The organism is Andreesenia angusta, from assembly GCF_001855385.1.
Classification (GTDB): domain Bacteria; phylum Bacillota; class Clostridia; order Tissierellales; family Gottschalkiaceae; genus Andreesenia; species Andreesenia angusta.
In genome coordinates, this window is the sequence record NZ_MKIE01000001.1 from 142,534 (window position 1) to 168,438 (window position 25,905).

The 25,905-nt window shown below is 45.1% G+C and carries 23 protein-coding genes; 4 read left to right on the top strand and 19 right to left on the bottom strand.

Going from position 1 to position 25,905, the window contains the following annotated elements; all coding sequences use genetic code 11:
* Position 1 precedes the first annotated feature (1 nt).
* The 4 genes from EUAN_RS00705 to EUAN_RS00720 all read right to left on the bottom strand — a co-directional run bounded on the left by EUAN_RS00705 (position 2) and on the right by EUAN_RS00720 (position 4,684).
* The gene (locus EUAN_RS00705; protein WP_071060646.1) at positions 2-670 is read right to left on the bottom strand and encodes a M48 family metallopeptidase; all 669 of its coding nucleotides are present in this window, start codon (positions 668-670) and stop codon (positions 2-4) included.
* Between the two features lie 18 nt (positions 671-688).
* On the bottom strand, positions 689-3,292 hold the full coding sequence (locus tag EUAN_RS00710) for an FtsX-like permease family protein (RefSeq protein ID WP_071060648.1): 2,604 nt from the start codon (positions 3,290-3,292) through the stop codon (positions 689-691).
* Between the two features lie 2 nt (positions 3,293-3,294).
* Positions 3,295-3,996: an ABC transporter ATP-binding protein gene (locus EUAN_RS00715; protein ID WP_211266227.1), complete on the bottom strand. Its 702-nt coding sequence runs from the start codon at positions 3,994-3,996 to the stop codon at positions 3,295-3,297.
* Positions 3,997-4,078: 82 nt separating this feature from the next.
* Positions 4,079-4,684: a TetR/AcrR family transcriptional regulator gene (locus EUAN_RS00720; protein WP_071060649.1), complete on the bottom strand. Its 606-nt coding sequence runs from the start codon at positions 4,682-4,684 to the stop codon at positions 4,079-4,081.
* A 123-nt stretch (positions 4,685-4,807) separates the two neighbouring features.
* On the opposite strand from EUAN_RS00720, the gene EUAN_RS00725 reads away from it, so the two are divergent.
* Entirely contained in the window at positions 4,808-6,364 is a 1,557-nt protein-coding gene (locus tag EUAN_RS00725) for an ABC-F family ATP-binding cassette domain-containing protein (protein ID WP_071060652.1), read from the top strand.
* Positions 6,365-6,394: 30 nt separating this feature from the next.
* Positions 6,395-7,639: an MFS transporter gene (locus EUAN_RS00730; protein ID WP_211266228.1), complete on the top strand. Its 1,245-nt coding sequence runs from the start codon at positions 6,395-6,397 to the stop codon at positions 7,637-7,639.
* A gap of 20 nt (positions 7,640-7,659) precedes the next feature.
* On the opposite strand, the gene EUAN_RS00735 is transcribed toward EUAN_RS00730, so the two are convergent.
* From EUAN_RS00735 to EUAN_RS00765, 7 genes are all read right to left on the bottom strand, one after another.
* Positions 7,660-8,289, bottom strand: a complete 630-nt coding sequence (locus tag EUAN_RS00735; protein WP_071060655.1) for a DUF47 domain-containing protein — start codon at positions 8,287-8,289, stop codon at positions 7,660-7,662.
* Between the two features lie 14 nt (positions 8,290-8,303).
* The gene (locus EUAN_RS00740) at positions 8,304-9,356 is read right to left on the bottom strand and encodes an inorganic phosphate transporter (protein WP_071060657.1); all 1,053 of its coding nucleotides are present in this window, start codon (positions 9,354-9,356) and stop codon (positions 8,304-8,306) included.
* A 70-nt stretch (positions 9,357-9,426) separates the two neighbouring features.
* Entirely contained in the window at positions 9,427-10,101 is a 675-nt protein-coding gene (locus tag EUAN_RS00745; protein ID WP_071060658.1) for a YczE/YyaS/YitT family protein, read from the bottom strand.
* Positions 10,102-10,103: 2 nt separating this feature from the next.
* Positions 10,104-10,520 (bottom strand): MarR family winged helix-turn-helix transcriptional regulator, encoded by a 417-nt coding sequence (locus EUAN_RS00750; protein ID WP_071060660.1) that lies wholly within the window; start codon positions 10,518-10,520, stop codon positions 10,104-10,106.
* Between the two features lie 99 nt (positions 10,521-10,619).
* Positions 10,620-13,700 (bottom strand): EAL domain-containing protein, encoded by a 3,081-nt coding sequence (locus EUAN_RS00755; protein ID WP_084655628.1) that lies wholly within the window; start codon positions 13,698-13,700, stop codon positions 10,620-10,622.
* A gap of 82 nt (positions 13,701-13,782) precedes the next feature.
* Positions 13,783-15,126 (bottom strand): uracil-xanthine permease family protein, encoded by a 1,344-nt coding sequence (locus tag EUAN_RS00760; protein WP_211266229.1) that lies wholly within the window; start codon positions 15,124-15,126, stop codon positions 13,783-13,785.
* A gap of 244 nt (positions 15,127-15,370) precedes the next feature.
* Positions 15,371-15,862 carry a hypothetical protein gene (locus tag EUAN_RS00765; RefSeq protein ID WP_071060662.1) on the bottom strand — a complete coding sequence of 164 codons (492 nt, stop codon included), beginning with the start codon at positions 15,860-15,862 and terminating at the stop codon, positions 15,371-15,373.
* Positions 15,863-16,020: 158 nt separating this feature from the next.
* Between EUAN_RS00765 and EUAN_RS00770 the strand changes: the two genes are divergently transcribed.
* The gene (locus EUAN_RS00770) at positions 16,021-16,872 is read left to right on the top strand and encodes an undecaprenyl-diphosphate phosphatase (RefSeq protein WP_071060664.1); all 852 of its coding nucleotides are present in this window, start codon (positions 16,021-16,023) and stop codon (positions 16,870-16,872) included.
* Positions 16,873-16,908: 36 nt separating this feature from the next.
* On the opposite strand, the gene EUAN_RS00775 is transcribed toward EUAN_RS00770, so the two are convergent.
* The 5 genes from EUAN_RS00775 to EUAN_RS00795 form a co-directional block, all read right to left on the bottom strand.
* Positions 16,909-17,376, bottom strand: coding sequence for an HD domain-containing protein (locus tag EUAN_RS00775; protein WP_071060666.1), 468 nt, complete (start codon positions 17,374-17,376; stop codon positions 16,909-16,911).
* Positions 17,377-17,388: 12 nt separating this feature from the next.
* Complete coding sequence (locus tag EUAN_RS00780; RefSeq protein ID WP_071060667.1) at positions 17,389-18,567, bottom strand: iron-containing alcohol dehydrogenase; 1,179 nt, start codon at positions 18,565-18,567, stop codon at positions 17,389-17,391.
* A gap of 25 nt (positions 18,568-18,592) precedes the next feature.
* On the bottom strand, positions 18,593-19,339 hold the full coding sequence (locus tag EUAN_RS00785; RefSeq protein ID WP_071060669.1) for a GGDEF domain-containing protein: 747 nt from the start codon (positions 19,337-19,339) through the stop codon (positions 18,593-18,595).
* A 35-nt stretch (positions 19,340-19,374) separates the two neighbouring features.
* Complete coding sequence (locus EUAN_RS00790; protein WP_071060671.1) at positions 19,375-20,793, bottom strand: DEAD/DEAH box helicase; 1,419 nt, start codon at positions 20,791-20,793, stop codon at positions 19,375-19,377.
* 180 nt (positions 20,794-20,973) lie between these two features.
* Positions 20,974-22,068 (bottom strand): S1C family serine protease, encoded by a 1,095-nt coding sequence (locus EUAN_RS00795; RefSeq protein WP_071060672.1) that lies wholly within the window; start codon positions 22,066-22,068, stop codon positions 20,974-20,976.
* A 168-nt stretch (positions 22,069-22,236) separates the two neighbouring features.
* Here EUAN_RS00795 and EUAN_RS00800 point away from each other — a divergent pair, with 168 nt between their 5' ends.
* A complete protein-coding gene (locus EUAN_RS00800; protein WP_211266230.1) occupies positions 22,237-23,832 on the top strand; it encodes a potassium/proton antiporter in 1,596 nt (531 codons plus the stop codon).
* A 36-nt stretch (positions 23,833-23,868) separates the two neighbouring features.
* On the opposite strand, the gene EUAN_RS00805 is transcribed toward EUAN_RS00800, so the two are convergent.
* From EUAN_RS00805 to EUAN_RS00815, 3 genes are all read right to left on the bottom strand, one after another.
* The gene (locus EUAN_RS00805) at positions 23,869-24,651 is read right to left on the bottom strand and encodes a hypothetical protein (protein WP_071060676.1); all 783 of its coding nucleotides are present in this window, start codon (positions 24,649-24,651) and stop codon (positions 23,869-23,871) included.
* An 81-nt stretch (positions 24,652-24,732) separates the two neighbouring features.
* On the bottom strand, positions 24,733-25,221 hold the full coding sequence (locus tag EUAN_RS00810) for a DUF2798 domain-containing protein (RefSeq protein WP_071060678.1): 489 nt from the start codon (positions 25,219-25,221) through the stop codon (positions 24,733-24,735).
* Positions 25,222-25,356: 135 nt separating this feature from the next.
* On the bottom strand, positions 25,357-25,881 hold the full coding sequence (locus EUAN_RS00815; RefSeq protein ID WP_071060680.1) for a CarD family transcriptional regulator: 525 nt from the start codon (positions 25,879-25,881) through the stop codon (positions 25,357-25,359).
* Positions 25,882-25,905 lie beyond the last annotated feature (24 nt).

Consider the following 25,905-nt stretch of genomic DNA (forward strand, 5'->3'; position numbering starts at 1 on the left):
ATCATCCCCACCTTTCCAGACTCATAAACTGGCCGTATTTTGAGAGAAACTCCTGCTGCTCCTTGTAGTCCGGCATAATGCTCCCAACTTTTCGCCAAAAGGACCTGTCGTGATTCATATGGTCTAGATGGCAGAGCTCATGTACTACCACGTAGTCTACAACCTTTACAGGCGCCATTACAAGCCTGTAGTTGAATGTCAGCTCTTTGTCGGAGCTGCAGGTCCCCCACTTCGCCTTCGACTCCATGATCTTCATGGACTTGAACTTCACCCCCATCTCCCGCTGGTAGTGCTTAAGCCTTTCCCCTATTAGGCTCTTGGCGCTTGAGATGTAGAACTTCTTGAGGGTGTCTTTCAGCTCTTCCTCACCTAGTCCGCTGGTGCCTAGAAGCTCCTCTGCTGAGTGTGGCCTTCCCATGTAGAGGTATTTCGAGACTCCAAGCTCTTCTGTGAGCTTAAGAGCTTCCTTTCTCTGTTCCATCTCTCCGTGTTTCCCTTCTACCCAGGATATATTCTCTGCAATCAGTTTTTCTATTGCGTCTATTGGCACATTTTTCGGAGACTTCACAGTCACAAGCCCCGAAGGATCCATGCTTATGGCGAATTTCTTTCGCTTTGCGTTGTACTGAACTTCATATCTTATTGTATTTCCGTTTATATTTAGATCCATATAAATCCCCTTTTCAGTCTATTCTGCGCTCTTAAGCGACTCTATCATATCTATGCTATCGAATCTTCTGTACATGGCTATATTTACAACAGCCGAGAACAGTATAGTGAGCAACACAGAGTAGAGTATGTGCACCGGGCTGATCTCGCCCAAAAACTTTATGATATTGGTCTCCGCCGTGGAGAGCACAAACCTGTTTAAAAACATGCCTACCAGTATACCTGCAAGGCTCCCCAGCACAGTCAGTATCATATTCTCCCTGTATATATAAGACGCCAGCTCTTTGTTGTAAAATCCTAATAGCTTTATCGTGGCAAGCTCTCTTCTTCTTTCAGAGATATTTATGTTTGTGAGATTGTATATCACCACAAAGGCCAGCACCCCTGCCGAAGCTATCAGTATCATCACCACGGAGTCTATGCTGTCCATACTTTGGTCGTAGTCCACTTTTGCGTTGCTCTTGAAACTTACAGAGTTCACATCGCCTATGGATTTCAGCTTGTTTAGCGTATTTTCCTCTGTTTCATCGGAGCTGTCTTTCAGCAACCCGTAGAAGCTGTTGTAGCTTAGGTCTTCCTCTGACACTTCCGCATAGTAGTCCGGGCTCATGTATATATAGTGCTGTACGTACTGCTCCGTTATGGCAGCTATCTTCACCTCTATGGCCTTGTCTTCCATCACAATCTCTATCGAGTCTCCGACACTTTTATCTATCAGTCTCGAGAGTTTTTCAGTTATAACAACACCCTTATCGTCAAGGCTTAAGCCTTCATCCTCTAGGTACAGCTTTATATAGCTGTTCAATGCCTGCTTGTCCTCCGGGACCACTACAAACACATCCTCGCTTCGGGACTTCGGCGTCTCTACTTCTCCGTTTCTGATGTCTGCGTACATAATCGACTCTATGTTCTTGTCCTCTAGCGCTTTCAGCTTCATCTTGTCTTTTTCTTCTCTGCTTATGTCTTTCTTTAGGCTGCCGGTCATATCGTACTTGTAGATTTCATTGAACTGGACCTCTGTAGCCCCGATTATTCCGTCTTTCAGCCCGAAGCCTGTTATCATAAGCCCTGTGCAGGCCGCTATGCCTATCACCGTCATAAAGAGCCTCTGCTTGTACCTGAATATATTTCTTGCAGTCACCTTTCTCGTGAACTTAAGTCGCTTCCATATAAAGCCTACTCTTTCCAGGAGTATCTTCTTGCCTGACTTAGGGGGCTTCGGCCTCATAAGCGAGGCCGGAACTTCCTTCAGCTCGTCAAGCGTAGCCGCTATTACAGCTATGCAGGTTGAAAGCACAGCTATCAGCGAGGCTTGAAGCGCAAACCCCATGTTGAAAGGCGTAAGCATCTCCGGAATCTGGTAAAGCGACCCGTAGGCATTCATTATTAGCGGTGGAAAAAGCCTAAACCCAATGGCCACGCCAAGTATGCTGCCTGTCAAGCTGGCCAGCAGAGAGTATATAAAGTAGTGGGCAACTATGGACTCCGTGGAGTACCCAAGCGCCTTGAACGTGCCTATTTCAGTCCTGTTCTCCTGCACCATCCTGGTCATGGTTGTAAGGCTTACAAGTGCGGCAACCAAAAAGAAAATCAGCGGGAATACCTTCCCTATATTGTCTATTCTGTCGCTGTCCTGTCTGTAAGTTTCATAGCCCAGGTTCTGGGCTCTTCCCAGCAAATACCACTCCGGCTTCTTTATCTCGTCTATCGCTTCTCTGCTTTTCGCTATCTCTTCTTCCCCGCGCTTGACTTCAGCAGCTGCTTCCTCTGACCCCATATCGGCGTATACTCTGGCCTGATCTAGCTTTTCTTCGGCTTCCTTTATCTGCGCATCTGCCTCTTCCACGATTTCATTGTACCTGGTCTCGCTTCTCGACTTGCCCAGACTTTCAAGCTCTTTCTCTATTCCGCCGATGTATCTCGAGTACTCCTCGCTTTCAAGCATGCTCAAGTCCGATTTCGCACTTTCGGCCTTTGCGTACACTTCCGTATATACCTCGCTTTTAAAGACCTCTGGAATTACATATACAAAGCCCCTTACAATGCCGTTCCCCACAGAGCTCAGCTGCCTTTGGGTTGAGATATAGAGCGGAGACTTGGCAGTGCCCACAATTTTAAACTCCGTGTTCTCGAGGCTTTCCCCTAGGTCTTTGTCGCCTCCCGACTTGATTTTCAGCATGTCGTTTAGCTTCAAACCGTTCTCTTTTGCAAACTTCTCCTCTATAACAGCTTCGTCAGGGCTCTCCGCCCTTCTTCCGCTTGTTATGACTATGTCGTTTATTCCGTCTTTTTCCGGAATCGAATTTATATTTAAAACCATCTGGCTGTCGCCCTTCTCTGTCACAGCGTCCAGCGAATACGACCCTTCAGCTCTGGACACGCCTTTCACACTCCGAATTTCTGCCAAATCGTCCTCAGTCAGCCCAAGTGTAGATACGATTTTAAAGTCCATAAAGCCGCTTTTCTCAAAGTAGTTGTCCGCCGACATCTTCATGTCGGGGCTAGTCGCCCTGACTCCCACGTAAAACGCAACACCTACAGCTATTATCACCACAATAGACAGAAATCTTGAAATGCTCTTCTTTATATCCCTGAAAAGGTTCTTGAAATACGTCTTCTTCATGATTACCACTCTATGCTTTCTATATCTATTGGACTTTCATTTCTCTGGACACTCTCTATCTGACCGCTTTTCACAGTTATTATCTTGTCTGCTATAGGGGCTATTGCAGAGTTGTGGGTGATCACTACAACTGTCATATTGTACTCCTTGGCCGTATCGGAGAGCAGCTTGAGTATCGACTTGCCTGTGTTGTAGTCAAGCGCCCCTGTAGGCTCGTCGCACAGTAGCAGCTTGGGGTTCTTGGCTATGGCCCTTGCTATAGATGTCCTTTGCTGCTCTCCCCCCGACAGCTGAGAAGGGAAATTGTAGAGTCTATCTCCAAGCCCTACGCTTTTCAGCACTTCCTCCGGCTTCATGGGATTCTTGCATATCTCGACTGCAAGCTCCACATTCTCGATGGCGTTCAGATTCTGGATCAAGTTGTAGAACTGGAATACAAACCCTATATCGTCCCTTCTGTAGCTTGTGAGCTTCCTCTTGTCGTATGCGCCTATGTTGTTTCCGTCTACAAGTATCTCCCCGCTAGTCAAGCTGTCCATCCCGCCTAGCAGATTTAGAATAGTGGTCTTCCCAGCGCCGCTAGCTCCAAGCACTATCACAAACTCTCCTCTCTCTATGGAAAAAGAGACGTCCTTGACCGCATTTATCACCACTTCACCCATATTATAGTCTTTCTTCACGTTTTTAAATTCTACAAAGCTCAATATACTCACTCCCGTCTATTTGTCTTTGTGAACCATTGTTCACTTTTGACTCTAAAAATATGTCTCTGCTCTTAGAGACATTTCAATTCAAGTCTTTGCACTCCAGCTTGTCCGCCAAGCCAGTGTAGTATATATCTATCATGTTCAGAACCAGCTTTCTGACCTCTGTGCCGTCTTCTTTTTCCCTTACTATTATGGAGATGCTGTCCACCAAACTGCGGGACACAAGGTATATGTTGAAGTTGTCCGCAAGCTTCTTCCCTCTTTTGGAAAGCTCGTACTCCATAGACTCTGTGACAATCCTGGTTATAAAGTCCACAAAGAGCTCCTTGCAGTTCTCATATTTCGAGCCCACGCTTTGATTTAAAAGCGTGGATATCTCATGGCTACTTTCGTCGAAGATCTTCATCAGCTTCTCTATCAGCTGGTTGAACACGGCTTCGGCCTTCTCGTTCAGCTCCACCTCGTCAAACTGGCCGATGTAGTTAACTAGTTTGTCATATACAGAGCCTATTATGTTTTCATAGATATCCTCTTTCGACTTAAAATATTTATATATATTGCCTACAGAAGTACCCGACGCTTTGGCTATGCTCCTGACAGAAGCCCCTTCGTAGCCTTTTTCCATAAACTCCTTTAAAGCCCCTTGGGCTATACTGTTTCTGACTTCATCCTTTAAATACTGCATTAGAAAACCCCCGTTCTCTTTTAAATTTTACTCCTATAATCTCTCTATGTCAATATTCTATTCACAATCCCCTTTTTCTCATATATAATTCTTATGTACTATGCGAAAGAGAGGAAATGAAAAATGAGTATTTTAACTGTAAAAAACCTTAGCCACGGCTTTGGAAGCCGTGCAATCTTCAACGACGTGTCCTTCAGGCTCCTAAACGGAGAGCATATCGGCCTTGTGGGGGCGAACGGCGAAGGAAAGTCCACTTTTATGAATATAATCACCAGAAAGCTAGAGCCCGACGAGGGAAATGTCGAATGGTCAAAGCGTGTAAGGGTCGGGTATCTAGACCAGCATACAGCGCTAAGTGAAGGTATGACTGTAAGAGACGTGCTTAAGGGCGCTTTCAAATATCTTTTCGACCTTGAGGACGAGATAAACGAGATATACGGAAAGATGGGAGAAGTTTCGCCTGAGGAGCTGGACAAGCTGATGGAGGAAGTCGGGACACTTCAGGACATGCTCTCGAACAACGGCTTCTACACCATAGACGCCAAAGTCGACGAGATAGCCAGAGGCCTGGGGCTTGACGATGTGGGACTCGAGCGAGATGTGCAGGACTTAAGTGGCGGGCAGAGGACCAAGGTATTGCTTGCGAAACTGCTGCTTGAAAAGCCCGACATACTGCTCCTAGACGAACCCACAAACTATCTGGACGAAGTGCATATAGAATGGCTGAAGCACTATCTTCAGAATTATGAGAACGCCTTTATACTCATATCCCACGACATACCGTTCCTAAACAGCGTGATAAACCTGGTCTACCATATGGAGAACCAGGAACTGAACCGCTACGTGGGAGACTACGACGACTTCCTGAAAGTCTACGAGGTGAAAAAGCAGCAGCTCGAATCGGCCTACAAGAAGCAGCAGCAGGAGATCTCGGAGCTCAAGGACTTCGTGGCCAGAAACAAGGCACGTGTCTCTACTAGGAACATGGCCATGTCGAGGCAGAAGAAGCTAGACAAGATGGACGTGATAGAGCTTGCCCGTGAAAAGCCGAAGCCGGAGTTCAACTTCAAGTACGGCAAGACTTCCGGAAAGCTTATATTCGAGGCAGTAGACCTTGTGATAGGCTATGACTCTCCGCTTTCAAGCCCGCTCAACCTCAGGATGGAGAGAGGCCAGAAAGTAGCCCTTACAGGCGCAAACGGAATCGGAAAGACCACTCTTCTAAAGAGCATTATAGGGGAACTTGTGCCTCTGTCGGGATCAGTTCAGCTTGGTGAGTCTCTTCAGATAGGGTATTTCGAGCAGGAGATAAAGGAAGCCAACTACAACACCTGCATAGAGGAGATATGGAACGAGTTCCCTTCACTGAGCCAGTACGAAGTCAGGGCAGCCCTTGCTAAATGCGGACTGACTACAGAGCATATAGAGAGCAAGGTGTATGTGCTAAGCGGTGGAGAGCAGGCTAAAGTAAGGCTATGCAAACTGATAAACAAAGAATCCAACCTGCTGGTGCTGGACGAGCCTACAAACCACCTCGACGTAGACGCCAAGGAAGAACTTAAAAGGGCGCTGAAAGCTTACAAGGGGAGCATCATCCTCATATCGCATGAGCCTGAATTCTACAGGGATGTAGCTACAGACGTATGGAACTGCGAGTCTTGGACCACAAAACTATTCTAAAGGACTGATTTTATGCTTAAGAACTTCTCTTTGCAGGAGAAAAGTTGGATGCTCTACGACTGGGCTAATTCCATCTATGTAGCGGTCGTCATGACTACGCTTCTCCCCATATTCTTCAAGTCTGTGACAGCGGACTACGGGCTAAGCAACAGTGTAGCTGATTCCTACTGGGGATATGCCACGTCAGCGGCCACTCTCCTGATCTCTCTGTTCGCTCCGCTTCTAGGAGCCTTGGGAGACTACAGCAATATGAAGATGAAGATTTTCAAAACGTTCTTCTATCTGGGCGTCTTCGCTACAGGGATGCTCTTTTTCTCCTCAAGCTGGAGGTATATAATTGTCTTCTATATGATAAGCCTTGTAGGCTACCTAGGAGCCAATCTTTTCTATGATGCGCTTATAGTCGATGTGTCCAGCTCCGACAGAATGGACAAGGTCTCCACTTATGGATACGCCGTAGGCTACCTAGGAGGCAGCCTACTCCCCCTTGCGGCCGTGATACTGTTTCTTTTACGGGGAGATGATTTCAGTTCAGACCTCAATCCAGCTATAAAAATCTCTTTTCTTGCAACATCGGCATGGTGGTTTGTGTTCACGATTCCAATGCTTAAAAATGTGAGACAGGTTTACTCCAAGGAGAAAGAGCCACATCTTGTAAGGAGTAGCTTCGGAACACTCTACAGGACAATAAAGAATATCTCTAGCTACAGATCCGTTTTTCTGTTTCTTGTAGCTTACTTTTTCTATATAGACGGGGTTAATACCATAATCCATATGGCCATTATATACGGCACTACTATGGGGATAAGCAATCTGACTCTCATCGGTGCGCTTCTCGTAACCCAGGTAGTGACTATACCGTGCACTTTGATATCTGGAGTTCTGGCAAAGCGATTTGGAAGCGACAGGATAATTCTGTCCGGCATAGCAGTCTATATAGTTGTGTGCATACTGGCCTACAATCTTCAGACTGACTTCGATTTCTGGGTTATAACAGTTCTTGTTGGAACATCTCAGGGCGGGCTTCAGGCCCTTTCCAGATCGTACTTTGGAAAGATGATCCCAAAGGAGAGCTCCAACGAGTTCTTCGGATTCTATGATATCCTGGGGAAATTTGCGGCCATAATGGGACCGGCCCTTTATGGACTTTTTAGCCAGATTACAGGCAAGTCCCAGTATGGAGTCTTAAGCATACTCATACTCTTCGTAGTTGGAGGCGCTGTATTCCTTTATGCGTCTTCATACGAAAAAAGGAGGTCTAGACAATCAGTCTAGACCTCCTTTTTCCTGCTCACCTATATGTTCTTGAGCACTATGCTCTCAATCTTGTTTGTGACCGTCTTACACTTTTCGCAGCACTTCTGGAGCCGCTTGTATATCTCCGTATATGCCATTATGTGAATCGGATCTTCAGAAGCCTGGTAGAGCTTTCTGAGGGAATCCACATATAGGGCTTCACCTCTTGACTTGAGCCTATTCACTTTGTCTATCTCGTCGAATATGCTCTCTGACTTTCTATAGTTCTTCATCTCTAGAAGCGCTGCGTTCATATGTACGCAACATTCTAGTATCAGGTCTGCAAATTCAAGGACATCTCTGTAGACAGTGCTGACCCCGAACATGTCGTAGCAAATCAGCACGTCTTCTATGGCGTCTGTCACCCCGTCTATGTTGTGGGAAAGTCCTATTATATCCTCTCTGTCTATGGGAGGTAGAAATTCGCTCATCAGCCTTCTCATCATTCCATGCTTTGCATCATCGGCCGCATGTTCGATTTCATGTATTTCAGCTCTCATCTCCGTGACATCTATATCCTGGTATTCTTTGAGTGTAGACTTCAGAAAGTCTGCTGCTTGAACTGCAAACTTAGACAGCTCTGAAAACTCGCTTAAATAGTCGTATGTTTTGCTTTTTCTGAATTTCAAGACGCTCCCTCCCTTTAAAATATTCTCAAAAAAACATGGGCCATAAAATATCCCACAAGTCCACATCCTGGAAATGTCAGCACCCAGGCAAGTGCCATATCCTTGGCTATACTCCAGTTTACCGACGAAACCCGCCTGGATACTCCTACCCCCATTATGGCTGTCGTCTTTGTATGTGTAGTGCTTACAGGCAGTCCCCATATCGAAGAAAACAAAAGGCTTGTGGCAGCCGCTATATCCGCCGAAAAGCCCTGGTGCGGCTCCAGCTTCACCATGTTCATTCCTACCGTCTTTATTATTCTGTACCCGCCTATTGAAGTCCCAAGTGCCATTACAGCAGAGCAAAGTACCATAAGCCATATGGGGATGATAAAGTTCGACGCTTCAGCCTCGCCGTTGACTAGAAAAATCCCAAGCATAAATATCCCCATGAATTTCTGTCCGTCCTGGGCACCGTGCATAAAAGCCATGGCGGCCGCACCGCCTATTTGGGCCTTCTTGAAAAACGGTGTCGCCTTTCTCCTGTCAAAGTTCCTAGAAATCGTCTCAACAGCTCTTGTGGCTCCAAACCCGAATGCAAAGCCCATAAGAGTGGATATAAATAGGCCATATACTACCTTTGTCCACTCGTCTGGATTTATTCCCGAAAGCCCTCCTTGAAGCGCTATGGCCGCACCGGATATGCCAGCTACTAGCGCATGTCCTTCACTTGTGGGAATTCCAAATACCCATGCGGCACTCGCCCAGAGCACTATAGCCACCATGGCAGCACAAAGAGCCACGAGCGAAGACTTTGTATCTCCCCTGAAATCGGCTATATTGTATATAGTCTGCACGACTGATGAGTTTATTAAAGTCATGACCAAAACTCCTAAAAAGTTGCAGAAAGCCGCCATGATTATGGCCTTTCCCGGGGAAAGCGACCTTGTGCCGACACATGTTGCGACTGCGTTAGGCGCGTCTGTCCACCCGTTCACCATTATAACGCTAAGCGTCAGGATAGTGGTTATCAAAAGCACAGGGTATTCCAAGAGTTGCCCTATAAAGTCAGTAAGAATTATTGTCATTTGAACGCCTCCTATCCCAAATAATCTAGTAGTTTGATACCCATTTAAAACCACTTTCAACTAAAAACACTTAAGCTTCTCCATCCATGTCGTCTTTGTACAGTTTTTCCAGCTGCCTGTTTGAAAACTTTAGAGACGACTGCATTATAGGTCCTAAGAGCGGAACCGTTACAAATGTTCCCAGCGCCACAGGACCTCCTACAAGCCATCCGCATGTCAGCGCCGCCATTTCAAGCAGCGTTCTGGCAAGCCTTACAGATATGGAAAAGCGCCTGGCTATAAGAAGCGTCATCCCGTCTCTAGGCCCTGCCCCTATTCCAGATGCCACATACATACCAGATCCGCTTCCCATAAAAACTATCCCTATAAGCAACATGATGATTCTTGGAGCAAGCCCCCTGAACTCTGGAAGAAGCCCTGTGCCGAGTATGGCATTTAGGAAGAAGCCTATAAGAACTATGTTCAAGACGCTTCCAACGGCTATCCTCTTTTTTTCAAAAAAAGCCGTAATAGCCACCATTCCAACTCCCACTATCTGGACCCATCTTCCCACTGTAAGCCCTGTGATATCAGACAAACCTATATGAAGCACATCCCATGTGGCCACTCCGACATCTGCAGTTATGACTATCGCCGCTCCAAGTGCAAGCGTGAAAAGCCCTGCTGCGAATACAGCCAGCCTTATGATATAGCCCTTATTTAATCCAACTTTAAAGTTCTCTATCTCCTTGCTGTCGCCTTCCATATTTAAATGTCCCCCTTCAGATTGCACATCATCTTGGCCACTACCTTTTCAAAGATTTCCAGCTCTGCTCTGTCTATCCCCTCTATGGCCTTGTTCTCTAAACTGTCTGATACGGCCTCCCACTTTGGATAGGCTTCCATGGCTTTTTCAGTCAAGTTTATTATCTTCTCCCTCTTGTCTGTCCCTATTCGCTTTTCTATAAAGCCGGCTTTCTCCATTCTTGAAAGTGTCCTTGTTATAGTGGGAGCCTCCACATAGAGATAGTCCGCCAGCTCGGACTGGGTGCACTCTCCGTTCATATGGATGTAGAGCGCTACAACCCACTGCGAAGAGTAGATACCATGCTCTGTTATCCCCTCGTTCAGCGCCTTGCTGAAATACCTTCCAAGCTGGTTTACCTTGTGTCCGTATAAATTCATATATTCATCCTCCATTTCAGTCGCATTAATTATTTACCTAGCTAATTATATCATGCTTCTCATGCTTTTTCAAAAAAAACAAGGGGCATGGCCCCTCGTCTAATGATTGAATATCTCACTCTTTTCCAACTCCTCTGGAGGCAGTGGCCTACAGTAGTAGTATCCCTGTATCTCGTCGCAGTTCTGGCTTTTCAGAAACTCCACCTGCTCTTCAGTCTCTACTCCCTCTGCAATCACCTTGAAGTCCAGATTTCTGGCCAGTTCAATTATGGCTCTGACCACGGCTCTGTCCCTCTTGTCTACAGCCAAGCTCTCTACAAACTGTCTGTCTATCTTTATCCTGTCAGCCGGAAGCAGCTTGATCCTGCTCAGCGACGAGTACTCTGTCCCAAAGTCGTCTATGGCGACCATTATATTTGACTCTCTTAGCTTCTCCAGCGTGTTTACGACATCATAGCTGTCGTCTAGTGCTATGCTCTCCGTCACCTCTAGCTCTAGCAGCTCTGGAGACATCCCGGTGTCAAGCAATATGGACTCTATCCTGTCTGAGAAACTGCTTGACTTAAACTGCTCCACAGACAGGTTGACTGCCATCCTGACTCCCTCTAGGCCTCTCTTATGCCAGTACGCCCCCTGTCTGCATGCAGTCGCTATTACCCATTCACCTATTGCATTTATCAGACCTGTCTGTTCAGCTAGAGGTATGAAAACCCCAGGTGATACTATCCCGTGTTCTGGATGAGTCCATCTGATTAGAGCTTCTAGTCCTACCAGCTTTCCGCTTCTTATGTCTATCTGTGGCTGATAGTGAAGCGCCAGCTCATCTCGCTCCAATGCCCTGTAGAGGCTGTTGGTCAGCTTGACTTTCTCAAGTGTTTCATGCTTCATCTCAAGCGAGCAGAATGTAAATCTGTTTTTCCCATTGTCTTTAGATGAGTACATGGCCATATCCGAGTTTTTGATCAGCTCGTCAGCCGAATGTCCATCATCTGGATATCTCGCCACTCCTACACTCGCCGTGATGTGGAACTCTTGACTTCCAATAGAGATTGGCTCTACAAATGAGTCCATTACACACTCCAGCACGCTCTCCATCTCTCGGCAGCTGGAAACGCTGTCCAGCATCAGCAGAAATTCATCTCCTCCAAATCTGGCCACCATTCCGTGCTCGCCAACACATTCTAAAAGCCTACGTGAAACCCTCTTAAGTATCTCGTCCCCAGACTCATGCCCCATCATATCGTTTACCGACTTAAACGAGTCAAGGTCTATAAGTGCCATGCAGAGCAGTGTTTCCTTTTCTCTGGCTGTCTCGATAGCCCTCTTCAGCTTTTTCCTGTACAGCGTGAAGTTGGGCAGCCCTGTAAGAGAGTCGTAGTATGCCATGTAGTTCATCTCTCTCTCAGTGCCTACTTTCACAATGGCATCTGAAAGCATGTTTGCCAGAATCTTGAGGGCATCTTGATGTTCTTTTCTCCACTTCTTTCTCTTTTTAACAGAATCAAATCCAAGTATGCCTATCACATTCTCTTTGTCTTTTATGGATATAGCTATTGTAGATTTGACTCCTAGACTCTTGAGCTGCTTCTTCTTGTCTCTGGCTTCGTCCGGCAACTCGTCTATATCCGCTATGTCAACTACATCCATGTCTTTTAGCTGGGCTGTCCACCAGTCAGATTCCTTTAACTCTATTTCCTGGTTCCATTTTCTCACAAGCTCTACATCTTCTCCGCACCACTCGTGCGTGTAGAGCATCTTCTCCTTGTCTCCTGGACACATAAAGAGGTATACCCTGTCTACTCCGTAGTGCTCTCCGCTAAGTCGAAGCATGTCCATGACTTTTTCATCAAAGCTGTCCTCAGATATGGCTATAAAGTCTGTGGATATTTCAGAGAGCATTTTCTGAAACTCTATCTGCTCCTTGTTTTCTTTCAACCTCTCCACATAGACTCTGTTCACAAAAAAGGCTATAGCCAGCGCTCCAGCTGTTATTGCAAGTCTGGCTACATAGTCATAGAAGCCTATGCGGACATACGACTCTGATACGCTCAGAAACGTCCAGACCTGAATAAGCAAAGTTGAAAAGCCGAGCAAGACTATAGTCCCCCTCTTGTTGAAGAGTACCGAGAGAATTATGCACATAAAGGGCACTGCCCAAACCGTGGCGCTATTGTCAGCATATCTAGAAGTTATCCTGAAGAGTGAAATTGAGATGAAAGCTATGAATACCATGTCCTGTACATCGGCTTTCAAATTCAGTTTTTTTATCCCAACCACAGAAGCCCCCATGAGAAGGCAGACTGCGCTGAACTTTAACTCGTCGTAAAGCGGGTATCCATGCACAAAATACCTTGTCGAAAAGCTAAGAAAACCTCCGCACACGTAGATTGCACCCATGGAGTAGTATATCCTCTTTCTGATGCTTTCGCTTAGTATGCGCTCCTCCCCTATCGGCTTTTGATCCAGCACCGGCCTCATAAGCCCGTGTCTCTTTATGGAGTAGGCTATTGTGGATATAGGTATCAGGATTATAAGAGGCGCAATCTGAGGTGTGTAGACAGGTATGCGCTTGTTGAATATCTGCTCTGTTATTGTGCCTAGAACAAGCGCAACCATAAAAGACATTGCCAACAGCTTGGACTGTCCAGCTTTGCTTTCATCCCAGGCATTTCTCCCCCAGCTCCACACAGTGAATATGCCGAGTATCATAAAGCCCATGTAGTAGAAGTTGAAATACCAATCCCATCCGCTATCTAGTGATGTATTGACCCATCCAAAAGAAGTGCTGATAAGCTTATAGCGCTCTGTTGCAATTTTCCCGTAAAGGCTGAAAGCGTATACGTTTATAATAGCCGGGGTGTATATCGCAAAGTAAGTTCTCTTTTTGCCTAAAGTCTCTTTCTTCTCTGTCAAGACGAATATGAAGTGAAGCAAAAAGCTGTACATCGTTCCCCATCCTATTGCCGATATTTTTCTCCACAAAAGAGCTTCGCTGTGGACTGGAGCGGAGTTGGCTATCGAAAACGCAAACGACCATATGCAAAGAGTCATGCATACGCCAAAGAAAATTCTATTCAGCTTCTCCCTCGGGTTGAGCGAAAGTATGTATATCCCAAAGAACATATATATGGCGAAAGTTGCAAAAAAAGCCATAGAAAGAGCTGTCGATGTGCTTGTCATTTTATCCCCCCTCGCATCACTTTTCTTTAGTCTTTTTTACCCAGCTTGAGCCAATATTAACAGGCAATAAAAAAACAAGGGGCTAGGCCCCTTGCTCACTTTTCAACTTGACTCTTACAAGTCCAGTGTTTATATTCAAGATTAAGTTTAACATTATAGCTGAAATGCTCACCACAAATAGCGGACTTCCAAAAAGCATCTTAGCAGTCGGTGGAAGAGTCGGGAACATTTCGCTTACGAAAGTCGCGGCTACACCGAGTATCATGCTCGTTCCAACTATAGTCGAGTTATTGTCCTCTGTGAATTTCAGTTTTGTAAGTATGGATATTCCAGATGCTGTTATTATCCCGAATAACACAAGTGTCGCACCGCCAAGTACCGGCTTTGGTATCACCGTTATCACCGATGAAAACTTAGGTATTATTCCTAGCAGTATAAGTATAAATCCAGCAGATTTTATAACTCCTTTTCCCTTGGCTCCTGTCAGATTCATAAGACCAACGTTTTCAGCAAACATAGCTCCTGGAACCGAACAGAATATTCCGCTTATAGCCTGAGCTACAGCCTGGCCTCTAAGCCCTTTTATCTTGTCCTGCTCGCAAGTTTCGCAACCTGCAACTTCATCCAGCACAGAGAAAACCCCTATGCACTGTATAAGGTTTACAAGGCAGAACACAGTCATAACTACTATAGGCACTAGCTTGAACTCTGGAAGACCAAGCTTGAAAGGTATTACTATTCTAAACCAGTCAGCCTCCATTACAGGCGTCACATCTACTATGCCCATGGCCCATGCAACTGCCGTTCCAAGCGTCATTCCAGCTAGGAGCGAAAGCGAGTGAAATATCTTTCCACCGAATCTTCCCACCAACACCACTACTGCGGCCACAAAGCATCCAAGCAGAAGGTACCTAGGATTTCCGAAGTCGGATGCACCGGCTCCGCCTGCCATGTTCTCCATAGACACATGTGCAAGGCTTATTCCTATTAGAGTTACAAAAGATCCTACTACAACTGGCGGAAATAGCTTCAGTATCTTGTCAAGCACAAAAGAAAGCGCTATCAGCACAACTGCAGAGCCTATTATAGCTCCAAAGAGAACCTGTGCATCGTAAGCCTTTCCTATAGCTATCATAGCCCCAAGGGGAGCATATGAAGACCCCAGTATAAGGGGCAGCTTAGAACCTATCTTGCTTCCCAGTCCGTATACCTGTATCAGTATAGCTATTCCACTTGTGAGAAGGTTTGCAGACACGAGATAACCTATTGTCTTTGCATCCAAGTTAAGAGCAGTTCCAAGTATTATTATAAGTGCAAGCGATCCCGGACACATGGTCAATACATGCTGTAATCCCATTACTACTGTCTTCACAGGACTCAGCTTTTCGCCAAATACATCCTTGTATTCGTTTACATTTGTTTCCACTTTACATTCTCCTATCTTCTGTTTAGTCGATATCGAGATACATGTATTTTCGAAGTTGAGATAAGGCTTTTCCCTCTCTTTTTAAGAGTAAATTCCTTCCTTTCGACCAGCAGCCTCTATATTGGCATTCGCTACTAGACCCTAATCATTGTAATTAATTTTTTTGAATATGTCAATAGTTCTATTTTCTCAGCTCTCATCTGGACATATAAAAACCTGACCGCCTCCAGACGGTCAGGTTACTTTAAACTATGTTAATCTCTTCTACAGTCAGCCTGGCCCCCGAGATATACTCTTCTATATACCTGTCGTATATCAGCATTTCAATCTCTCCAAAGTACTCTTCTTTTGTGAGCTCTCTATTCCTGTACTTTTCCATAAATCCTCTGTTCTCCTCGTCCTGCCATATTATCTCGTTCTCTATATAGGCGGCAAGTTCTTTCATATTCAAGTCGTACACAGAGACTATCTTGCCGGACTGCACAAGGCCTCTGAAATAATCTCCCATATCCGTGCCATCTATATACTCGTACAGCTCTTCGCTGTCTAAGTTGAACAGGAACTTGGTGTCCGTGTTTTCAAAGAAGTCCCTTCCGTCATACTCAATATCTCCTACTCCTTCTAGACTTATATTGTCCACTATATACTCCCTTATTTCCTCTATTATTGCATCTTCGTTTCTATATACTATTTCGTTTATCTCTTCTTCAGTATATCTATTGCCTGTCCCTGTCATGTAAATTCCACCTTTCAAACTATGTATATTCGTGTATTACTATATAGATACCAAATAATATCTGTTTAAATCTTATTTTGAACTCTTTCTTCACCGCTCTTTAAGTATTCTGATTTTTAATCTATAATATTTAGAGACAACTTTAGAAAGGAGATTCTATGGAAACTGTAATTTTAGCATTAAAGTCAATAGTACTTGGAATAGTCGAAGGTGCAACGGAGTTTCTTCCGGTCTCCTCCACGGGACACCTTATAATATTCCAAAACCTACTGAACTTCACTTCAAAAACACCAAACTACGTGGAGATGTACACCTATGTAATACAGCTGGGGGCAATACTCGCAGTAATTGTGCTCTACAGGGACAAGATATTAGATACGCTTAAGAACTTCTTTCCGAAGAGCGTAGGCTACGAGAAATCTGGCTTCAGATTCTGGCTTATAGTAGTTATAGCCTGCATCCCTGGAGGAGTTCTGGGCATACTACTTGACGACATAGCGGAAAAGTATCTTTTCAACCCAGTTTCTGTGTCCGTAACGCTCTTTGTGGGAGCTGTCCTGATGATAATTGCAGAAAACAAGTTGACTGGACGAAAGACCAGAAAGACAACCGAGATAAACTTGACTGTAAAACAGGCGCTTGTAGTCGGATGCTTCCAATGCCTTGCCATAATACCTGGCATGTCTAGGTCTGCATCCACTATAATAGGCGGATGGGTCGCAGGTCTATCCACTGTAGTCGCAGCAGAGTTCTCGTTTTTTCTGGCCATACCGGTGATGATAGGCATGAGCACTCTTAAGATAGTAAAGCTTGGAGGATTAGGTCTCCTAACTGGCTCAGAGATTATAAGCCTTTTTATCGGATTTGTGGTCTCTTTTATAGTCGCAGTTGTGGTTATAGACAAGTTCATATCTTTCCTGAAGAAGAAGCCTATGAGGATATTCGCAGTTTACCGTATGGTGTTTTCTGTGATACTCTTGATAGCTGCATCGGTATTCGGATTGTTCTAAAGCAAAAAAACCGGAGGTTCCGGTTTTTTTGCTTTTTTAGTCCAGTTTTTTATTTGTAAATATCTCTACCAAAGAGCATATTTTGTCCACAAAACAGACTATCAAGGCCTCTCTGCTTTTGGGGATCTTCCTGATTGTAAGGGGCCACATATGTGTCTCTATTATATCTTTTTCCAGATCCCCCAACTCAAAATGATTCTCCGCATTTTTAAGCGACTTGGCAGGGTGGAAGAACCCGTGAAGCCTATGACTCTTGTCTGGAATATGCCAGTCGTATAGGTAGAAGTCGTGAAGCATTGCTCCTCTGGCTATGCTCCTTATATCCAACTTTATGCCCAGCCTGTAACATACCCAGCAGCTATAGTAGGCCACGGTATAGCTGTGAGTCAAAGTATCTGTGGTCCCATGCTGCATAAACTGCTTCATCTTTTTGACTTCACTGTGGCTCATTATGTCCTCTATATGGCATAGAAATTCTTTCTCTTCTCTGTCTTTAAGTTTCATAAGTCTCTCTTCCTATCTAGATGCAATCCTGTATATAGCTTCGCAGTCTTCTCTCGTAAGCTCTACAAAGACTCCTAGGTTTCTGTTCTCAAGGTCAAGCATATCCAGCAGCAGCGGTATATCTTCCGACTTTGCTCCTATCTCCTCAAAGCTGATAGGCATCCCTATGGACTTCCAGAAGCTCTTAAGCGACTCTATTCCCCTCTTGGCTGTGACCTCGGGGTTTTCAAAGTCCATCTCACATCCGAATATCCTATTTGCAAACTGGGCGAATCTCATTACATCGTGAGACATAACGTGCTCCATCCAAGCGGGAAATATGACCGAAAGCCCTGCGCCATGAGCGCAGTCGTAAAGGGCTGACAGCTCGTGCTCTAGCCCATGGCTTGCCCAGTCCTGCTGTCTTCCAACTCCGCAGATGTTGTTGTGGGCCATCGTCCCTGCCCACATTATATTGGCCCTTGCTTCGTAGTCTCTCGGGTTTTCCATGACCTTAGGCGCTTCCTCTATTATAGATATCATGGTGCCTTCGCAGAGTCTGTCTGTAACTCCGACTCCTCTTGTGTTTGTAAAGTACCTCTCCATGACATGCGCCATCATGTCCACAATTCCTGAGGCAGTCTGGTATGGCGGAAGCGTAAAAGTAAGCTCCGGATTCATAATCGAGAACTTGGGCCTCAAAGCGTCAGACATAGTAGACCGCTTTACCATTCCTTCTCCTGTCTCCAAGCTTATTACACTGGCCGACGAGGACTCACTGCCTGCCGCTGCTATAGTCAGAACTGTCCCTAGCGGAATAGCCTTCTCCACCACGGACTTACCCGAGTAGAAGTCCCAGAAATCCCCTTCATACATGGCGCCCGCTGCTATAGCCTTGGCAGAGTCTATGACGCTTCCGCCTCCTAGCGCAAGTATAAAGTCTATCTTTTCCCTTCTGCAAAGTTCAATACCCTCATACACCAGACCGCTCCTTGGATTGGGCTTGACTCCTCCTAGCTCCACGCACTCTATGCCTTCAGCTTTTATCGACTCTCTCACTCTCTCCAGAAGTCCGGATTCAACTACCGAACCTCCTCCGTAGTGCAATAGCACTTTCTTGCCTCCAAAATCGCCTATGCATCTTCCCGTGTCTTGCTCTTTTCCTCTTCCAAATAGAAATCTTGTGGGGCTGTAATATGTGAAGTTCTCCATCCTCTCATCTTCCTCTCTATTTAGTCTATATTTTTGCTATAGCCTGATTCTTTCCTTTGCTCTTTGAATCGCACATGGCCTCGTCTGCCCGCTTGATAGCGTCCTCATAGCTCCTGTCCTCTTCCGAGAAGTAGGAAACTCCTGCCGATATTGTAACTCCACTGAAGTGAGCTCCCAGCTCTTCCTCCAGCTCTGATATATGCAAAATAAGCCCTTTGCAAAAAGACATCACGCTTTCCCTTTTCATTCCGCCGCATACTAATATGAACTCGTCTCCGCCCCATCGGTAGAGCTTGTCAGTTCCCCGCACATTCGACTTTATCTTTTCCGCGACGCTTTTCAAGACTTTGTCCCCGACGTCATGTCCGTATGTGTCGTTTACATTCTTGAAATTGTCTAGGTCTATGGATATTACGGCTGGACTTCCCTCTCCAGACTTAAACAGCTCAAATGAATTTCCTAAATCCTTTATTCCTGCGCTTTTAGTGTAGGCACTTGTCAGACTGTCTACGCTGACCTGCGAATCCAAGACGCTCTTCTTGTGCAAATGTACCCTGTTTTCCACTAGCACCAGCGCCATATATCCAAGCCCTATAAGGCCTATAAGTATGCCCAGAAGCAGCGGAACGAATTCCGAAGCCAAAGGCCCGTTCAAGCTGTCTGCTCCTTCTGCCTTGATCATATGGTAGACTGACCCCATGTAAAAGGAAATTACAACTACAAAAAACTCCATCACTGCTATTAGTCCAATTCTACGGTATTTGCTCTTCACACCCAACACCTCTAAAATAGTTTTTAGTCTGGAGGCTATTTAACTTTGTAAATCTTGCCCCTGATGCCCCTCTTTTTAAGCTCTCTTGAGACTTCCTTCTCTTTTCCGTTGTATATATTTATATTCGTAACCTTGTCCAGTATGTCCACTTTTCCTATGTCCTCTGTGCTGACACCCGGAATCTTGCGTATGGCATAGAGTATGTCTTTTGTCTTCAAGCTGCTGTTGCTGAATCCTGCAGCTATCTGCACTTTAGCGCCTCTTCCCTTTCGCTTGTCGTCTTTGAACTTCTCCGCACCTCTTCTGTGCTTGCCCGCACTTCTAGGCCTCCTGTCCACATATCCTCCCTTGCAGGGAATCTCGTAGCCCAGGAACTTCTCAAGCTCTTTAAACCTCTCCATCTCGCTAGGCATCACCATGGTTATGGCAACTCCGTCTTCATCCACACGGCCTGTCCTTCCTATCCTGTGGACGTAGTTCTCATTGTCGAAAGGCACGCTGTAGTTTATTACATGTGTTATTCCAGGTATATGGAGCCCTCTAGCTGCCACATCTGTAGCTATCAGAATCCTGTACTTGCCTCTCTTGAACTCCTTCAATTTCTCCGTTCTGAGACCCTGGTCCATTCCTCCATGCACTGCACAAGTCCCTCTGTCCCATTTAGCGAATATTTCGAACAGTGTATTCACCTGCTCCTGGGTGTTGCAGAAGATTATGCACTTTCTAGGCTGTTCGTGCCTTATGACTTTCTTTATAAAGTCCACTTTTTTAAGACCCTCTACTGCATAGTAAAGCTGCTCTATCTTGTCTATAGTCTGGACTTCCGACTTCACTGCTATATTCTCTGGATCTCTCATGTAGAGCCTGCTTAGCGACTCAACTTCTTCTGGAATAGTGGCCGAGAAGAGGAGAGTTGTCCTTTCAGGCGATAACTTTGAAACTATATAGTCTATCTGCTCTTTGAAGCCCATTATGAGCATCTCGTCCGCCTCGTCTATCACGAGGTACTTCACATGATCAAGCTTTACATTCCTGTTTTTCAGATGGTCAAGCATCCTTCCAGGTGTAGCCACTATGACATGCGGGTTTGTCTTAAGCTCTCTTCTCTGCTTCTCTATAGGCTGCTTTCCGTAGAGTGCACAGCAGCTCACGCCTTTGTACCTTCCTATATCCTCAAAATCCTCTTTGACCTGGTCTACAAGCTCTCTAGTCGGAGCGAGCACCAGCACTTGTGGCGCCTCGACTTCCAGGTCCACTTTCTCGCAAAGCGGTATGGCGAAAGATGCTGTCTTTCCGCTTCCCGTCTGCGACTTTACCACAAGGTCTCTGCCCTCTAGTATTCTAGGTATAGTCTCTTCCTGGACTTCTAATGGGCTCTGAAATCCCAGCTCGCTTAGAGCCCTCTTTATCTGATTGTCTAGCTGATAATCTTTAAATCGCTTTTTTTCTTTCATAAAAAACCTCTCTTTTCAAATACATTTATCGTGAACATACATTATATCACAGTTTTAATCTGAAGATATCATGCAGTCCCCGCCAAATCCTTTCTGTCTATATACCCCAAGTTAGTCTAAATAAAATCGGGTCTGCGTCAAAAAGCTAAACACAGACCCGATTTCTTGAATATTTTTAAACTACCTCATGGATTCCACAAGCTCCGATACGACGCTCACTTGCTGTCCGTCTCTAGAAACCACTATCTTCAGCTTGTCTCCAGCAGACTGAACATCTATTATCTCCTTTATATCAGAGGCTTTCTCTATCTCTTTTCCATCCACGCTTATTATCCTGTCTCCAGGCTGGAGTCCATTCTGCCTGCTCACTTCGCCTACATACACCCCAAGCTCCTGGACCCTGTAGGATGCAGCTGTGTTCTCGTCCAGTATTTCTAGAAGGCTTACTCCAAGCTCTGGCCTTCCCGGCACGTATCCATTCGAGATTATCTGCTCTACAACTTCTTTCGCAGTCTTGGCTGGAATTGCAAAGCCCAGTCCCTCTATATCCGACCCGCTCGACTTGGCGTTCACTATCCCGACAAGCTCTCCCTTGGAGTTGAAAAGGCCTCCTCCTGAGTTTCCTGGGTTTACGGCAGCTGAAGTCTGAAGCAGAGTCATGCTCTCGCCGTCTATGACTATATCCCTGTCAAGCGCCGATATTATCCCTTCAGTCACAGTTCCTCCAAGCTCTCCTAGCGGATTCCCTATGGCCACCACCTGCTCTCCCACAGCCAGCGACTCCGAGTCCCCGAATGACGCCGACTTAAGTCCATCTGACTCCACCTTGAGCACCGCTATATCTGTTCTGCTGTCTTTGCCCACAAGCTTGGCCTCGAGTTCGCTTCCATCTTTTAGCCTCACAGTTATCTTGCTTGCACCGTCTATGACATGGTTGTTTGTAACTATATGTCCGTCTCCAGAGATTATCACACCACTTCCCGCTCCCGAGGAAACATACTGCCCCATCATCCTGTCGAACTGCTTTGTCTCTGTGCTTATCTCCACGACGCTGTCTGAGTTTTTCTCGTATATTTCAGATATTGAGATGCTCTGGCTTCCGCTCTTTGCAGAGGTGTTTTCCACATTTGCCGAGTTCCCCGCATTCTCGGAAGAAGCTTGCCTAGATGACTCTTCATCTATCATATTGGCAATATAGGCTCCTCCAAACCCGAACGCACCTGACATAAATACAGTACCTGCACATATAAGAGCTATTCCGCTTTTTTTGATCATATATATTCTCCTCTCTTTATTTTTTTCATATATACAGGATAAATCATTTATGTGAATTCTATTTGAACAAATCTGAATTTTTGAACAAAATACTGGTCTTTTTTTGAAAAAATTTGCTTGTGAAAATCTGTTATAATTATGGTATATCTTTATGAAAGGAGTGGTTCTTTGGAACTCAATTTTTTGATAAGCGCCGTAGTAGTTCTACTGTGCGTATTTGCAAATAAACTTTCGAACAAGGTGGGTGTCCCAGTGCTTTTGGCGTTTATTCTGCTTGGAATGCTCTTTGGATCTGATGGAATTGTCAAAATTCCCTTCGACAATTTCAAGCTGGCAGAAGTCCTGTGTACTATAGGCCTGATATTTATCATGTTCTACGGTGGATTCGGTACAAAGTGGTCCGAAGCCAAGCCAGTTGCCTTTAAATCCATACTGCTGGCGTCTGCCGGTGTAATCTCCACGGCCTTTATAACTGGGTTGCTCTGCCATTTTGTGCTGGGCATAGGCATCTTGGAGAGTCTTCTGATTGGAGCTGTACTAAGCTCTACAGATGCCGCATCTGTCTTCTCTATACTCAGGTCCAAGAAACTCAACTTGAAGTACCGTACTGCCTCCATGCTGGAGCTTGAAAGCGGTGCAAACGACCCCTTCGCCTATATGATGACCATAATTCTTCTGAGCGTAATGGGGCTTGAGTCCAGCTTTAACTCCATTCCATACTTGATCTTCGCCCAACCATTTTTCGGAATCCTATTTGGGGCTGTAGTGTCATACCTGTCTTGCTGGATTTTAAAGCATAAAAAGCTGACACCTGGATTCGACACTGCATTTGTGCTGGCTGTGGCTCTTCTAGCCTATGCGCTTCCAGTTTTCGTAGGCGGGAATGGATTCTTGAGTGTCTATGTAGTAGGGCTCTTTCTTGGAAACAGTTCTATAGAGAACAAAGCTCCACTTGTAAACTTCTTTGACGGGCTTACGAGCCTGATGCAGATGATGATATTTTTCCTGCTGGGACTTCTGTCCTTTCCATCTAAGCTTCCAGAAATACTCCCTATTTCCTTGGCTATAGCCTTCTTTTTGACCTTCATAGCAAGACCCCTGTCTGTATTTGGGCTGCTGTCTTTTGGAAAATCGCATCATCCCCAAAAGATGCTTGTCTCTCTGTCGGGCCTAAGAGGCGCAGCATCTATAGTTTTCTCTGTACTGGTGGTTGTAAGCGGTGTGCCCGTTGAAAACGACATATTTCACATAGTCTTTTGCATTGTGCTCTTGTCTATGGGGCTTCAAGGATCGCTTCTTCCCTATATCTCAAGAAAACTGGATATGATAGACGACAGCGAAAATGTCCTTCGTACTTTCAACGACTATATAGACGAAGACGAGATCATGTTCATAAGTGTAGAGGTCAAAGAAAATCACGAATGGTCCGGAAAATCCCTCAAGGAGATAAGCCTACCGCCTGATACAGTAGTGGCTACAGTGCTTCGAGGTGAGGAAGTCATAATACCGAAAGGAGACACTGTGCTTCAAGACGGGGACAGTGTAGTCTTGACTGCCAGAAGCTTTAAGTCTGCAAGCGGCGTTGAGCTTAAGGAGATACATGCATATGACAGGGAGCATTGGCCTGGAAAGACGCTCTCTGAAATAAAATTCTACGACGACACCATAGTCGTCCTTGTAAAGCGGGGCGAAAACGTAGTCATCCCAGATGGCAACACTTTGGTCCAGGAAGACGATATACTCGTAGTCACCCAAAAAATATAAGAGCCGCCCTTTCGGGCGGTTCTCTTATTTTCAAAACTATTCTTCTATTATTCCAACCTGCACCTCTGCAAGTCCGAGCTCTTTCGAGATTACAAATCGCCTGAATCCGTCTTCTATTTCGTATACAACTCTTCTTCTGTCTTCAGGATCTTTCGTCTTTTTCACCACTATGGCTTCAGACTTAGGGTATTTACCCTTGTTCTCTGATATAAGCCTTTCCAGCTCCGACTTCTTTTCAGCGTATTTCTCTCTATTCAGAGATGACTCCACGTGAATGTCTTTTACAACCCTTAGCTTTTCAAGGCTTACAGACTTGGTTTCCTTTATATCGTACTTCTTTTTTTCGGTCTTAAGAGCGCTCTTAGCTGTCTTTGCTTTAGATATCAAAGACTTGTTTTCCTCGACATACCCTCTTACTATCTCCATAGCCGTTTCAAAGTCAAGATCCGTTTCAAGCTCTCTGTAAGACATAAGCCCTATGTCTCCAAGCTTGTTGTTTCTACAGTCTTTTGAAGCTTTGCAAGGCTTGAAGCTTGTAATCAGCGTCTCGCTTGAATCTCCTATGACTTTATTCTGATACAGTTTCGCCTTGAACTTGCCTACTTTCTGCGCCATATACCCTGTTGTGACTAAAAGCTTCTGCTTAGAGGCTACTTCTAAGAAGCTTTCCTTTAAAGAGTATATCTCCTGCTTCTTTTCGGACAGCTCTCTGTAAAGCTCTGGCGTTTTTCTGGCTGCCTTGGCCTCATCTCTGAGCTTAAGCCCCTCGTTTTCGATATATGTAACCGCTTCGACTATTTTCTCTATATTACTTTGCACTATTTCATTCTTCCTTTCAATAACAGTTTAGTTTTCCTAGTCTAATTCTAGCATATACCGAAGTGAATATCCACTGCCTACTTAAGCTTCGCTTAGTTCATCGCCGACTGCCATCTCATTTCTCTGGATAAATCTCAAAACAACTCTGCTGATTGGCCCCGCCAGCACTATGTTTACAAAGAAAGCCGCCCAGAAGTTCCTAGGCCATACAGTGAAAAACTTGGAACTGATCCCTTTTATACTTTCTCCGCCTAACATGCTACCTGCATAAGTCATTATAATCGACATCATGGTGACTATGAAGACACAGTTGAATAATATCTTGGCATTAACACTGTCGGTTTCAGCTACAAACTTTTTCAAGAACTTCTTGTTCGTCGGACCCACAATCAGATTTTCAACTGCAAAAGCAATCAGAAATGTAATCGGGAACGCTTTTACACTTGTAATAAACGACGCTTTACTCAGTCCACCCATTCCTATCGATATATTTATAAGCCCCATCGAAAAGGCCATGATAGTACAGAAACTTATTCCAAATAAAAAACCCTCTTTTGCATTTCTTGGCATATAATTAAATCCTCCTGTCACTCTTTAATATAATATCTACATCCATAAAACACACTTCTAGTTCACAGCTAGACTTCCTGTAGTATTTGCAGTAGCGGCAGTCGCAGTCTTCTATGGTCTTTTTGTCCAGCCTCCTCATTTCTGCACAACCTGTTTTTCCATGCTATTTACTTTTCTCAATATATAGCCTCTTATATCCTCTTTTTTCATGTCAAGCGCTACAGATAACTCTCCATGAAGGTATTCTTCTGATAATTTAAGGTAATCTTCTTCCAGCTTCAACTTATCTTTGCCCTGATCTAGCCTCTCTTTATTTCTCAAGTAGAGCGTCTTTATAAGCCTTATCCATTCCTGGCACTTGTATGAGTGGAGCACATCCTTATAGATTTCCTTCCTGTTTTCCCCTTCGCTTATAGACAGCGTATCGATAGATGTTATACCATTTATGAGATTCTCCGCTTCGTCTTTTGTAATCACACGCCTCATAAAAGTCTTTGCACCTTCTGCTTTAGCGTAAATTACAGTCTTCTTCCTGTATATAGGTGTGAGGACATAGTAAAGCGTGTTCTTGTCCAAGTCCTTGAAGTCTAGAGTGCATATATCTTCAACTTCACACACCCCCTCTCCGCCGTAAATAACGTAATCGCCTACTTCAAACATATCGAAATCTACCCCTCTTTCTGA